The organism is Stomatobaculum sp. F0698, from assembly GCF_030644385.1.
Taxonomy (GTDB): domain Bacteria; phylum Bacillota; class Clostridia; order Lachnospirales; family Lachnospiraceae; genus Moryella.
The window spans coordinates 743144-757076 of record NZ_CP130060.1; the positions used below are offsets into that span (position 1 = coordinate 743144).

A 13933-nucleotide genomic window follows, 5' to 3' on the forward strand; every position below is an offset into this window, starting at 1 on the left:
CGATATGAGAGAAGAACTGAAGCAGCTTCGCGAGGCGATGAAGAAGCGTGGAATCACGGTTTATTATCAGCCGTATTCCGATGCACACGGCAGTGAGGAAATCAGTGCCAGAGATCAGAGCGTTCGCAAAATCAGTGGGTTCACGGGAGATTCCTGCACCCTGGTGGTGCTGGAGAAAGAGGCATTCCTCTGGACGGACAGCCGTTTCTTCGTGCAGGCGAACATCGAGCTGAAGGACAGCGGCGTTGAGCTGATGAAGGCAGGCGTTCCCGGTACGCCGACCATTGTCGAATACTTGGAGAATCATTTCCCGGAGGGCGGCACCCTTGCATTCTATGCGCCGCTGCTCGGAACGAATACGGGCAAGGAGCTGAAGGAGTTTGTCGCGAAGAAGAAGGGCAAGCTGATTACCGACATCGACCTTGTCGATGATATCTGGAAGGATCGCCCGGAGAGAAGCCATGAGCCGATCTGGGTGCATGATATCAAGTACGCGGGCGAGGAGGCAAAGAGCAAGATCGATCGCGTGCAGGCGGAGATGAAGAAGCTCGACGCTTCCGTCTTCCTGACCGGCAGACTGGATGAGATTTCCTGGGTCACGAACCTGCACGGCGCAGACATCTCCTGCAACCCGGTCTTCCTGTCTTATCTCATGGTGAAGGCCCGCTCCGCAAAGCTCTTCTGCCAGGAGAACGCACTTACCGATGAGGCAAAGAAGCATCTGGAGGAGCAGGGCATTGCGGTCGGCTCCTACGACGACTTTATCGCGGCTGTCGGCAAATTGAAGGACGAGCGCGTCTTGACCGATCTCCGTGACCTGAACTTCGCGGTTTACAATGCGGTCGTTGACAAGAACACGATTGTGGACGAGCTGAGCCCGATCTCCCTGATGAAGATCATCAAGAACGATACCGAGCTCAAGGGCTTCCGCGATTGCCATGTGCGTGACGGTGTGCATCTGACCCGCTTCCTCTACTGGCTCAAGAAGACCATCAAGGAGGGCAAGGCGGATACTTACACCGAGTACGATCTCGGCGAGAAGCTGAATTCGTTCCGCGCAGCGGATCCGAAGTATGTGACCCTTAGCTTCTCGACTATTCCGGCTTACCAGGCAAATGCGGCTATGGCACACTACATGCCCTCTAAGGAGCAGAGTGATGTCGTAAAGCCCGAGGGACTCTTCCTTGTGGACTCCGGCGCACACTATCTGGACGGCACGACGGATGTCACGAGAACGCTTGCGCTCGGCGATATCACGCTGGAGCAGAGCCGCGACTACACGCTTGCTGTCATCGGCATGCTGAATCTCATGTTTGCGGTATTCCCGTACTATGCGACCGCTCCGCTGCTTGATACCTATGCGCGTCAGGCAATGTGGAAGTTCGGAAGAGACTACGGTCACGGTACCGGCCACGGCGTCGGCTTCGTGAACAATGTCCACGAGCTTCCGGTCTCGGTTCGCCCGTGGCCGCATCCGGACCGCAGAAGAGAGGTTACCTTCCAGCCGGGCATGGTGACGAGTGACGAGCCGGGTGTCTACATTGACGGCGCTTACGGCATCCGCATCGAGAACATGCTGATTTGCGTGAAGGATACGGAACATGAGGGATTCAACTGCTTCGAGAACCTGACCTGGGCACCGCTCGATCCGGACGCTCTGGATCTCAGTGTCATGTCGAAGGACGATATCCGCCGCTTTAACAAGTATCAGAAGCGCGTTCGCAAGACCATTGCGCCGCTGCTTCCGGAAGAAGAGAGAGAATGGCTCATTCATGAGACAAGAAAAATCCGCCGCGAGAAAAAGCACTGAGCGGCACAGTAATCTAGAAAAGAAGGCGCTTTTGAAAAAAAGCGGCGCAGCGAAACCAGCTGCGCCGCTTCGCGCTGTCTCCGACACAGCGCGCTGTCCCCATGAGAAGCGCTGCGGCGGCTGTTCTTACAGCGCTCTGCCCTATGAGGAACAGCTTCGCAAAAAGCAGAGAGAGGCAGAGAAACTGCTCGGCAAGTTCTGTAAGGTCGAGCCCATTGTGGCGGCGCCCGAGCCGCTGCACTACCGGAACAAGGTGACGGCGAGCTTCGGTTTTCAGAATAAGAAGCTCGTGGTCGGTGTGTACGAGCGTGACAGCCACAGGGTTGTTCCGATTGACCACTGCCGCATCCAGAATCGAACGGCGGACCGCATCATTCACATCATCCGCGACTTGGCGGTTTCCTTCCGCCTGAAGGCCTACGACGAGGATCTTAGAATCGGTACGCTCCGCCATGTTCTGGTTCGTACCTCCGAGGCGACCGGACAAATCATGGTGGTGATCGTGACCGGTACACCCATCTTCCCGGGCAGCAAGAACTTTGTCACCGCCCTCAGAAAGCAGTGTCCCGAGATTACGACCGTGATCCAGAACATCAACCCCCAGAAGACGAGCATGGTGCTCGGCGAGCGCGATAAGGTCCTCTATGGCAAGGGTTATATTGAAGATGAACTCATGGGGCTTACGTTTCGCCTATCTCCTGCCTCCTTTTATCAGGTGAATGCGAAGATGACGGAGAAGCTCTACGAGACTGCGCTCTCGTTTGCTAAGCTTACGCCGAACGACACGGTACTGGATGCCTACTGCGGTGTAGGAACCATAGGCATGGCGGCTTCCCGCAGCGCGGGACAGGTGATTGGCGTTGAGCTCAACAAGGCGGCCGTGCGGGATGCGATTGCGAACGCGAAGCGGAACGGCATCGAGAACATACGTTTCTTTGCGGACGATGCGAGCGATTTTTTGCTGCGTGTCGCAGAGAGCGGTGAGAAACTCGATGCAGTCATCATGGACCCGCCGCGAAGCGGCAGCACCGAGCGCTTCCTTGAGAGCGCCTGCAAGGTGAAGCCGAAGCGCATTGTCTATGTCTCCTGCAATCCGGAGACCCTCGCGCGGGACTTGCAGCTCTTAAAGCGCTGGAACTACCACTGCGAGCGCCTTGTGCCGATCGATAACTTTCCGCTGACGGAGCATGTTGAGAGCGTGGTTCTGTTGACCAAAGTACATAACTGATAGTGTAAAAATGATTGAAATATAAGGCTTTTCCGAGGATTTGGAAGTAAATCTAGATCCTCGGATTTTCTACGTTTTGGGAGGAAAATAGATTATTCTTCGTGGACGAGGGATATGAACAGGGGCTTCCGCTTGATGAGAATGAATCATTCTACATTGGGAAGTCGATAGCCGGACTGAAGTTAAACCAGTCGGCACAGAATCCGATTACATATCTGAATCCACAGTAGAGAGATAAAATTCTGATTTAGTGAACAATAACAAATCATAATTTAATGGAATTTAATGGAATAGACAAATTTGAATTTAGGAGAAAATTTATGAGTAGAAAAAAGGCAATCTTTCTTTATTTATTAGGAACCTTAGGGCAAATATGGATGATATGTATTATATTTTTTATATTGCGGAATTTGGGTATGGATGTAGACTATACAATGCCAATGGGAATGGTTGCTATTGGAATAGGTGGAGTTTCAGCTGCTCTATGGGGAACTATTATTGCACTTAGATACAAAAAGTACAGTGCGAAAAAAATATTAAAGGATTTTTTCGCTATAAAGCAAAACATCAGCAGTTATTTATTTGTTATTGTATTCTTGTTTTTGGATTTTTGCTATGTTGAATTTGATGGAAAATTAGCGTTGAATGCGTGGTATATTCCGATTATCTTATTTCTTAAAGCAATACTTTTTGGTGGGATTGAAGAAGTAGGGTGGAGATATGTTTTTCAACCAATTATGATGGAACACAATAGTTATATTAGTTCAACCTTAATTACTTTTGTTTTATGGGGAATATGGCATTTCTCTTATTTCTACATTGAAGGAACATTGCCACAGGTACAGGCGTTTGGATTTTTGCTTGGATTGTTGACTAATTGCTTTGTTTTATCCGCATTATTTATAAAGACAAACAGTTTGTGGATATGTGTGATGACACATTCGTTAATAAATGTTTTCTCGCAATTAGCAGTAGGTGGTAATCAAAATATAGCTTATGCTTGCAAGATAATTATTATAGTAATGGCAACTGTTCTTTCGATTAGAGAGCAAAATAAAAAAGCAACTGATGTGTCAGTTCTTTAAAGAGCGGCAAATTTCATTTTAATCCGTCAGTTGGATTGCACTGAAAATTGAAATTTAGGTAATAGGCATTTACCCTATTTGCCGATACGGGCAATAGGGCAACTCAACACTCGTAACGGTTCGATATACCCATTTTAAGGTGAAAATTGGTGTTCCACCATTCCATTGTACAGTAGGTGTTGAATAGGTTGTTCATAAGAGAATCGAGCCATCTGGAGTGCGTGGCGCTGCTGAAAAAGAAGTCGTGAGCATACAGAAGCGTTGAAACAAAAGGCCTCCCGCCTCTTGAAAGAGAGTATGGCGGGAGGTCTTTTTGTCGCTCTTATGAAAAGGGCAGTGGTATCGACTTTTACGACAGGAAGCTATATGATTGAGGTGTAGCGAAATTCCTAACGTTATGATTAAGAACCGTAAATGACGGATTTCAATTTCGATATTGAAGTCAAAACGTGACTGAAACGGGGGTTCTTTTGCTAAGAAGATGTTCCGAAACCGATTTTGAACGGTATGCCGATTTTGCATATGAACTGGCAAGCGACTTAACAAAGTCCGGATACCCGACCTACTGCGACGGCATTAAGACGAAGGACATGTTTCTGGAACGGGCCAGAAAGGCGTTTGCGTGCGAAGAGGAGCAGATGTTGCTCTTTGAATCGGAAGGAAGGGTTCAGGGTTTCATTCTCATGTATTGGCTTCCGAATGACCGTTATCTTTCTACTTTGCTGTTTTTAACGAATACGGAGACCGAAGGGGCGCTTTCCGAGTTTCTGGTCTACACCAAAGACAAGTTTAAAGGCTATGATTTATTTCTTGGCTTTCCGGCTGAGAATCAGTCTGCGATCAATTATCTTGAGCGCCAAGGTTTTACTTGTATCGAGGATGCATACAACAACACCGCCTATCTTGAGAACCTCACACCCGCGGTTGACAACCGGGAAGTTCTGAAAATCGGGAAAGAAAATTACACGCGTTTTCGACTGTTGCACAGTCAGTTTGAAGAAAACATGTATTGGAATGCGGCGCGCATCTATGAAAAGCTTGAGAACTGGAGTATTTTCCTGGAAGAAAAAGACGGTGAACCGCGCGGCGCCGTTTACTATACTGTTGCGGGGGATGCGTGGTATGAGATTTTCGGTGTGGATATGAATCGGCGTGAATACGACCCGCAAATGCTGAAAAATTTGTTGAACGCGGCTTTGTGGGATGCGAAGCGCAGCGGTGGAAACGTGATGACCTTCTTTTGTGATGAAGTTTATGAGGAGGCCGCGAAAGAATGCGGATTTCACTGTGTCGGAAATTACCGTTGCTATCTTATGCATTTGACCTGACGAATGATAGGTGTTTTTACAGGCTGATACAGTCGTTCGGAGGAAACGATGGACACGCTAAATATTCGACACTTCAAGAAAGATGATCTGCAAGCCTTATATGAGCTGCTTTCGGACGAAGAAGTGATGCGCTATATAGAGCCTCCCTATTCGTTTCCGCAGACGGAAGCTTTCTTGCAATCCGCGGGCTTGGCTCTGTCGCCGCTCATTTATGCCGTTGAAACGGCGAATCGTGATTTTGTCGGCTATGTGATTTACCATGACTATGACGAACAGAGCAAAGAAATCGGATGGGTACTGAGAAGAGCTTTTTGGGGCAGGGGATACGCGGGCAAGCTGACAAAACAACTGATTGAAAAGGCCTATGCCGAAGGAAAGTCAGCGGTACTCGAGTGTAGCCCGGCACAAGCCGTGACAAAACATATCGCGGAAAAGTTCGGCTTCTCCTACCGCAAGCAGCGAGACGGCTGTGAGGTCTATCAGCTGGATCGGAACGCCTGGTTTCACGTTGCGTGCATCGACCCGCAGACCTTTGTCATCAGTGAATACCGGCATCCGGAAGAGCCGCACTGCTATCTGCTCTGCGGGGAGACGGAGGCTGTGCTGATTGACACGGGACTTGGTATTTCCGATCTCAGAGCTATCGTGGACAGCCTGACAGGGCTGCCGCTCACTGTGCTCACCACGCATGTTCACTGGGATCACATCGGAGCTCACCGATTGTTTGCGCGCTTTGCGGTGCATGAAGCAGAGAAGGATTGGATAGCGGATTGCTTCCCTTTGTCAACGGAGCGGGTGAAAGCGCAGCTCTGTTCCGAGTCCTGTTCGTTTCCGGCTTCTATCGAGAACATACGTTTCTTTGCGGACGATGCGAGCGATTTTTTGCTGCGTGACGCAGAGAACGGAGAGAAACTCGATGCAGTCATCATGGACCCGCCGCAAAGCGGCAGCACCGAGCGCTTCCTTGAGAGCGCCTGCAAGGTGAAGCCGAAGCGCATTGTGCCGATTGACAATTTTCCGTTGACGGAGCATGTGGAGACGGTAGTATTGATGTCAAGGGTCGCTCCGTATACACATTCGAAAGGAGCTAACAAATAAATGAGTAACAAACAGATACGAAGGATAATGAAGAACTTTGTCATACATTGCGGATCTCAGGACACACGCAAAATGACTGCTCTGCTCTCCGCAGCATGTAAAACAACTAAGCAAAGGATCGCAGGCAATTTACGGACGATGCAGTATGAAAAGACAATCATCATTTCAACAATTATACCTGCATGCTATAGCACAATGGGATCCGCGAGGCGATCCAGACGGCTTTCCCGAAGACAGAATATCAGCGCTGCATCGTCCACCAGGTCCGGAACACGTTAAAATACGTGTCAGACAAAGACCGCAAGGCCTTCGCCAATGACCTTAAAACGATCTATAATGCTCCCAACGAGGAACAGGGGTGCGCCAACCGGGACCGGATCACAGAGAAGTGGTCAGAGAAATATCCGAACGCTATGAAACGCTGGGAACACGACTGGGATGTCATCACTCCGATCTTCAAGTTTTCCGCAAATGTGAGAACCGTCATCTACATGACGAACGCGATCGAGAGTCTGAACGCCGCATACCGCAAGCTGAATCGTCAGAGAAGCGTTTTCCCCAGTGCCCAGGCTCTTCTGAAGGCCCTGTATCCGGACACCTTTGAAGCTACGAAAAAATGGAGTATGACAATCCGGAACTGGGGGCAGGTTTACGGCGAGCTGTCGATCATGTACGAAGACCGGCTTCCCGAATGACACGATAAACAGCCGAGACGGGCGGATTTCTCCGTCCGCTGTAGACATGTCAACCTGTATCCGTTATAAAAAAGCAACCGTCTGAAGGTCGATAACGCTGCTTTTTGTAAGCCCTCAGACATAAATCCTATCACAGGAAATCCTATTTACAGAGATTTCTTCACACACTCAGATCAGTTATTTGTCAGCCGATATCAGCTTTACCTGCCGAACAGGGAGCAGCTGGAAAGTGGGATCAACCGCATTTTAGAGCAAAATCAGCAATGAAAATAAGAAACATAAAAATCGAATTTATATTAAGAGCAATCATGAATGTAAGAAGGAGAATTTTTGGATATCTGCTGACCGGGTGGGGTGTCTTCTGTTTATGCCTGTTCATTGCAGAGCGGGTGACCGGGCAGGTCGTTCTGATAAGGTCAGTCAGACTGAATCTGGATGATTTTCTGTTCATCCTGCTAAGTCTTCTCTGTGTCGGTGCAGTTTCCTTTTTGATTCGTAAATGGTGCAAAACGGTACGGAAGTCGGTAAAAGCATTGCTGGTCTGCGGCTGGATCGGGGTTATCTCCGGACTGCTGTTGGGGAGTCTGATCTGGTTGGGACGTCATGCAGTTACGACCTGGCACGAATTCGATTCACCGGATCAGCAGTATTCGCTGGTCGCGGGAGAGTCTACATTTCTGCTCCTCGGCAATATCCGACTTTATGAACGAACTTCACCGATATTCATCAGGGAGCTTGATGCCACCCTGTTCCCGGATGACGGCTTTGCTGCCATTGCAAGGGGTGCATATGAGATCTCCTGGGTAGGAGATGTGGTAACGTTGTCTGTCGATCAGAATTATGATGACCTGTGGGAGAGTGTGAAATTGGATATGGCAGACGACGGTAAAGTGCTGGCTTCATATAGCTATTATCCGGATGGCAGGCCTGACTGGCGGGATGAGCAGGAAAAAAACTCTGGAAATGAGGAAACAGAATATGGATCAGCTGATGCTGAACGGGCAGATGAATATCCTGATGAAGGAGAGCTGCAGATTATTAACGGCCTGCTGGCTGTAGCACGTACAGTTGGTGATGCAGATGTAGATGAGGCGAATGTCACATATACCGCGAAAGGGACGCCGGAGTTCGTGATTTCATCAGATTCGGAGGCGTATACCTATATCCTGTATAATCGCGAATCCACGAATGGGAAATGTGCACTGTATGTACTCTATCAGTCAGCAACGGATAAGGAGGGAGATTCAGATCCGCAGATCATGGAGATGTACGCATATGAATACGCCAGTGGCAAAGTCATCATGGCAGGCAGACATGCCTGGAGTGATGTAGGTACAGATGAATACCGTGAAGCGACGGGAGAATAAAAAAAATCCCAGTTTGTCGGAAGAAAACTGAATATGCTTTTACTGAGATCTCGCACCAGAAAAGGTTCGGGATCTTTTTTTTGCCCTGAAGGGGAGTAAAGGTTCGGGATCTTTTTTTGCCCTGAAGGGGAGTGTGTGAAGAAATCTCTGTAAATAGGATTTCCTGTGTATTGACACTATCTGGCACTCGGCGATGATCGTGTGTCTTTTTCTCGTTTGTCGGGTAAAAAGGCTCCCAAAGCAATTGATTTCTCCCAAAACGTTGATATAATTGGGAGCAAATAAAAGCGATTGGGAGAAAAGAAAAGACAAAAGACAATGAGAAAATTTGATTATTCCATATTAAAAGATAGAACATGGGATAATGGAATACTGTCATATGTCTCACAGATACAGGAATATAAAGGCAAGCAGGAATTATTTACAAGGCAAAAGCCGAGGGAGCTTAAACGCCTTATTGAGATAGCCAGGATACAGAATACGGAAAGCTCTAACCGTATTGAAGGGATTGTAACAACCAATCCAAGGTTAAAACAGCTTATGGACGATAAGACCACGCCAAGAAATCGTGATGAAGAGGAAATTCTCGGCTATCGGAATGTTTTAGCTTTGGTGCATGAAGATTATAATGCCATACCGGTAAGACCTAACTACATCCTGCAGATGCATAGGGATTTGCTGCGGTTTACAAATCTATCATATGGCGGGAGCTTTAAAACTGCGCCAAATGAAATAGACATGGTTCTTGGCAATGGAAAGAAAGATACTGATTCCGTGTTTTACACTGGATTTTCTCTGCATTCATCCATTTAATGACGGAAACGGAAGAATGAGCAGACTTCTTATGCTGCTCCTGCTTTATCGCAGCGGATATATGGTAGGACAGTATATCAGTATCGAAAAGGCCATTGCGGATACGAAAGAGTCGTATTACAAGGCCTTGGCGGATGCCGACAAACTGTGGCATGAAGAAAAGAATGATCCGAAGCCTTTTATAAAATATATGCTGGGTGTTATACTTGCCTGCTACAGGGAATATGAGGCGCGAGTGACTATTGCGGAAAAAAGCGGGGGCAGAAGCACATCTTATGATATCGTAAAGGAATTTGTTCTGAATAAAATCGGTACATTTACGAAGCAGGAAGCGATGATGGCCTGTCCGAGTCTCGGAAGCTCCTCCGTGGAATCAGCCCTAAAAAAACTGGTCGAGGATGGAACCCTTACACGATTGGGAGCAGGAAGAAAAACACACTATGTCCGATCGGATGCTGCAATCTGAAATAGAAATATAAGAGGCAGTCAAGGGTTTATCGGGCTCTGATAACTTTGAAGTTGTAGAGGTGATACGGTGTTATTTCACATTTTTAATTCTCGGGAGGAACGAAGGAACTATGGTGGTTCTGCATTCGTTGAAATACAATTTTGTAAGTTATCAAGTGGAACTGCCACAGATAAATTGGTTGCAGTTGATAGTATAAATAACTGGCAAGATGATTCTTTGTATATAGATGACGAAAATGTATTTTACAAAGAATACAGTAGTATTTTTGATTGTGGTATATATAACAATTTGAAATGCGGAACGGTAGATATATACGGAATCAACTACTATGCACCAGCTTTAATAGATTCTATTATAGAAAGACTTCGTAGAGAAAAACCGGTAGATTATGAAGTATTGATAGAATGGTTGATTAAGTCAAGAAGATATAACGGATTCTACATTTTAGGGTTATAAACAACTTCCAGCTTGCAGAGGCGGAAAGTTTGAAACTAGATTGCAAGATCAAGTAGGACAGTCTGAAATAATTCCTCCGGCAAACTGTAGTGAAAGGATTTTCGGGGGAGCTGATTGATCCAGTCCTGGCAAGAACCGGCGAATCAATGAGTTCTGCTTTTCGTTTAGTCCGCGTTCGTAGGCGGAGTATGGATGAGCATAGTATATGGGTATCGTGGGAATTGTGATGGAGCGAAAAACTTGGCTGAATCGTTCCCCGTATAGCTCTCGGAGCGTTTTTAAACCTTGCTCAACCGCCTGTGTGCTTCTACCGGATATCGTCAACAAAACGGATTGTGACTCCTTTCGACCGACCACGGTATCAATCTCCCAATGCCCAAATTCTTCCCGCTGATTAATTACTGCTGCGGATGTCCCTTACGGTGTTGTTTACGTCTGACCTTTAGCGTGAGACCGATATTTCGAGCCTTTAACAATCCACGCTCAATGAAACAGCCCTTTTCTCCGGCAAGACCGCAAATCGTATCAGGTGCCGGATGCTTTGTCAGTATCTGCTTTACCGCAAAAGACACGAATTTCTTGGCTTTCGGAAGCTTTATGGGGCAATGACTATTTCGTCTTCGATGTTCGTAGACGCGCTGTCCCGAATCTCCAAAGTAGCGCGTGTATGGTTCCGGATTCCGTCCTAACCCTTGCAATCCCGACTTCGCGCGCAATGCGACTTTTTGGGAGCTTTCATTGCAGCAGTACTTCAATCTGTGCGCACTTTTCGCGTGTCAGGTGGCGATATTTTCGATTTGTGTTATACTCTTTCTGAGCCATGGCGAACCTCCCGGTGTGGTGCTGTGTGGTAGCTTCATCATACCACGAGTTCGTCATCGGCTCTTTTTTATTGTCTTGGTTCATCTTACAATCATCCCTTTTGTAAATTTTCCATGAATACACATTTATATATTGACAAGTGTGAATGTATATGACACACTTAGAACATCTCTTGGGAGGTGGAGTCATGGGCTACAGAGAAGATGTCAAAAGGATAAAAGCGCTGACGGATGAAAACCGTCTGGCTATTATGATAGCACTCCGGCATGGTGAGAAGTGCGGCTGTGACCTGTTGGAGGAGCTTAATATCACGCAGTCCACGCTTTCCCATCATATGAAGATACTTGCGGACAGCGGACTTGTGGACTACTACAAAGAAGGCAAATGGATGCATTACTCAATTTCCGCGGAGGGCGTGCAGTCCTTCCGGGAGATGATCGCAGCTTATGCGCGGTGCGACTGTGAGAATAATCCGGAAATCAGCTGCGGTTGCAAGAAGTAAGACTTAATAGGCAGTCCTTCGGGATTGCCTATATAAAGGCATAACACTTCGATACTTTTGAATATATCAAACTAAAGGAGATGTAAAACTTATGGGCATAGGAGATTTCATTCAAAATCAGATACTGAGAATGAAGTGGCTTGAGTCGTTGATACACAGCCTACTTACATCACTGGGTCTGGATACGACTGCTCGCATTGGCGGCAGCATACAGTTCTTCCTCTATGATGTGATAAAGATCACTGTTCTGCTTTGCGTGCTGATCTTTATCATCAGCTATATCCAGAGCTATTTCCCGCCGGAGAGAAGCAAGAAAATCATGGGCAGATTCCACGGCATCGGAGCGAACACTGTGGCGGCGTTGCTTGGCACCGTAACGCCATTCTGTTCATGCTCGTCCATTCCTATTTTCATTGGCTTCACCAGCGCGGGACTGCCGCTGGGAGTGACGTTTTCATTCCTGATTTCATCTCCAATGGTCGATCTCGGAAGCCTTGTTCTGCTGATGAGTATCTTCGGTGCGAAAATCGCTATCGTGTATGTGATTGTCGGACTCATTATCGCTGTGATTGGCGGTACGATCATAGAGAAACTTCATCTGGAAAATGAGCTGGAGGATGTCGTAAAGAGTGCGCTGAAGGCGGGCAGCGTGGACATCACAGCTCCTGACCTGACACAGGAAGACCGTCTCATCTTCTCCAAAGATCAGGTCATGGAAACATTTAAGAAGGTTTTTACCTATATACTGCTTGGCGTGGGCATTGGCGCACTCATCCATAACTGGATACCGGAAAGCTGGATCGAAACGGTGCTTGGTAGTAAAAATCCGTTTGGGGTGATTCTCGCAACGCTGATAGGAGTTCCGATGTATGCGGATATTTTCGGGACGATCCCGGTAGCAGAAGCCTTGCTTGGAAAAGGTGCGTTGCTCGGCACGGTTCTGTCTTTTATGATGGCGGTTACCACGCTTTCCCTCCCGTCAATGATTATGCTTCGGAAAGCCGTCAAGCCAAAGCTGCTGGGAATCTTCATCGTGATCTGCACGCTGGGAATCACCATTGTTGGATATGGCTTTAATCTTGCACAAGGCCTGTTCATATAAATCACATAGGAGCATTGCTCCGGAAAGGAAATCATTATGGCACTGTTTGGAAAGAAAAAAGAGGAAGTCAAAACCGAACCGACCTGCGCCTGCAACGGGAATACTGAGGTTTACGAAGCGGAGGCTTGTTGCTGCGGTGGAAATTCTGCTGAAAAGAGCAACGAAAACAGCTGCTGTGGAGAGGCTGTAGATGGCATCCGTTGCATCAAGGTTTTAGGAGAAGGCTGCAAGAGCTGCCACGAGCAGTATGAGAATGCAAAGAAAGCCGTCGAAGAACTTGGCCTGTCGGTTGAGGTGGAATACATCACCGACATGGAGAAGGTCATGGCCTATGGAGTAATGAGTATGCCTGCATTGGTCGTGAATGAGCAGGTCGTATCGATGGGCAAAGTTCTGAAAGCTGCGGAGGTCATCAAGCTGTTCGGCAAGTTAGGATTCTGATATGGAGGGGTATTCCTGTGCATGGTGGTCGGTGTTCTGGCGGGCGGTTCATTCCTGTTGTCCCGAAAACGCTTGGAAAGCTGGAAATTGACGGAATTTCTATCCCGATTGCCATCTTCATTTGGGGTGATGATTTATCCCATGATGATGAAGGTGGACTTTCAAAGCATCAAGCAGGTCGGTAAAAATCCGAAGGGGCTCTTTGTCACATGGATCGTCAACTGGCTAATTAAGCCGTTTAGCATGTATGGGATTGCGTATCTATTCCTATTCATCATCTTCAAGGCATTTATCGAGCCGGAGCTTGCAACGGAATATCTGGCTGGAGCTGTCCTTCTCGGTGCGGCTCCCTGTACGGTGATGGTCTTTGTCTGGAGCACTCTGACAAAAGGAAATCCGGCTTATACGGTGGTGCAGGTAGCCACGAACGATCTGATCATCCTGATTGCCTTTGTACCCATCGTCAAGTTCCTGCGTGGTGTTTCAAATGTGTCGGTACCGTACAGCACACTTTATGGTCAAGATCAAGTGTCTGGATCTTGGAATCGGGTTGGCACATTTCCATCAGACCGCTTTGCAGGATGGTCTTCAGGGAAGTATGCATACAGAGAATGTCACTTTCGCTGTGCCTGAAGGGATGCATTATGTTTTGACCTATATGGCTGAGTAAATGAAAGTGCATGATTCATACCCCTTTTGCTGTAGGAACAGACAGAA

The 13933-nt window shown here is 47.5% G+C and carries 13 protein-coding genes and 2 pseudogenes; 14 read left to right on the forward strand and 1 reads right to left on the reverse strand.

The genetic code is table 11. From position 1 onward, the window contains the following. Positions 1–4: 4 nt before the first annotated feature. From QU660_RS03520 to QU660_RS03560, 10 genes and pseudogenes are all read left to right on the forward strand, one after another. Positions 5–1810 (forward strand): aminopeptidase P family protein, encoded by a 1806-nt coding sequence (locus QU660_RS03520; protein ID WP_304946956.1) that lies wholly within the window; start codon positions 5–7, stop codon positions 1808–1810. Between the two features lie 31 nt (positions 1811–1841). Continuing rightward, positions 1842–3038 carry a 23S rRNA (uracil(1939)-C(5))-methyltransferase RlmD gene (rlmD, locus tag QU660_RS03525; RefSeq protein ID WP_304946957.1) on the forward strand — a complete coding sequence of 399 codons (1197 nt, stop codon included), beginning with the start codon at positions 1842–1844 and terminating at the stop codon, positions 3036–3038. A gap of 320 nt (positions 3039–3358) precedes the next feature. After that, positions 3359–4123, forward strand: coding sequence for a CPBP family intramembrane glutamic endopeptidase (locus tag QU660_RS03530; RefSeq protein ID WP_304946958.1), 765 nt, complete (start codon positions 3359–3361; stop codon positions 4121–4123). 470 nt (positions 4124–4593) lie between these two features. Beyond that, positions 4594–5451 (forward strand): hypothetical protein, encoded by an 858-nt coding sequence (locus QU660_RS03535; RefSeq protein WP_304946959.1) that lies wholly within the window; start codon positions 4594–4596, stop codon positions 5449–5451. Between the two features lie 48 nt (positions 5452–5499). After that, positions 5500–6549 (forward strand): GNAT family N-acetyltransferase, encoded by a 1050-nt coding sequence (locus QU660_RS03540; RefSeq protein WP_304946960.1) that lies wholly within the window; start codon positions 5500–5502, stop codon positions 6547–6549. A 197-nt stretch (positions 6550–6746) separates the two neighbouring features. Next, positions 6747–7244 (forward strand): annotated as a pseudogene (locus QU660_RS03545) (transposase); the annotation flags it as partial. Positions 7245–7507: 263 nt separating this feature from the next. Further along, entirely contained in the window at positions 7508–8611 is a 1104-nt protein-coding gene (locus tag QU660_RS03550; protein ID WP_304946961.1) for a hypothetical protein, read from the forward strand. A gap of 318 nt (positions 8612–8929) precedes the next feature. Further along, positions 8930–9424, forward strand: a complete 495-nt coding sequence (locus QU660_RS09765; protein WP_330693236.1) for a Fic family protein — start codon at positions 8930–8932, stop codon at positions 9422–9424. After that, positions 9363–9890, forward strand: a complete 528-nt coding sequence (locus QU660_RS09770; protein ID WP_334306933.1) for a Fic family protein — start codon at positions 9363–9365, stop codon at positions 9888–9890. The genes QU660_RS09765 and QU660_RS09770 overlap by 62 nt, the downstream gene beginning before the upstream one ends. 69 nt (positions 9891–9959) lie before the next feature. Beyond that, positions 9960–10349: a hypothetical protein gene (locus QU660_RS03560; protein WP_304946962.1), complete on the forward strand. Its 390-nt coding sequence runs from the start codon at positions 9960–9962 to the stop codon at positions 10347–10349. A 35-nt stretch (positions 10350–10384) separates the two neighbouring features. Here the strand turns inward: QU660_RS03560 and QU660_RS09890 are convergent. Then, positions 10385–11171: pseudogene (locus tag QU660_RS09890) on the reverse strand (transposase). Positions 11172–11358: 187 nt separating this feature from the next. On the opposite strand from QU660_RS09890, the gene QU660_RS03565 reads away from it, so the two are divergent. From QU660_RS03565 to QU660_RS03580, 4 genes are all read left to right on the forward strand, one after another. Beyond that, a complete protein-coding gene (locus tag QU660_RS03565) occupies positions 11359–11673 on the forward strand; it encodes an ArsR/SmtB family transcription factor (RefSeq protein ID WP_304946963.1) in 315 nt (104 codons plus the stop codon). Positions 11674–11764: 91 nt separating this feature from the next. After that, positions 11765–12775 (forward strand): permease, encoded by a 1011-nt coding sequence (locus QU660_RS03570; RefSeq protein WP_304946964.1) that lies wholly within the window; start codon positions 11765–11767, stop codon positions 12773–12775. A 36-nt stretch (positions 12776–12811) separates the two neighbouring features. Continuing rightward, on the forward strand, positions 12812–13216 hold the full coding sequence (locus QU660_RS03575) for a thioredoxin family protein (protein WP_304946965.1): 405 nt from the start codon (positions 12812–12814) through the stop codon (positions 13214–13216). A 21-nt stretch (positions 13217–13237) separates the two neighbouring features. Next, complete coding sequence (locus QU660_RS03580) at positions 13238–13849, forward strand: hypothetical protein (protein WP_330693238.1); 612 nt, start codon at positions 13238–13240, stop codon at positions 13847–13849. Positions 13850–13933: the final 84 nt, after the last annotated feature.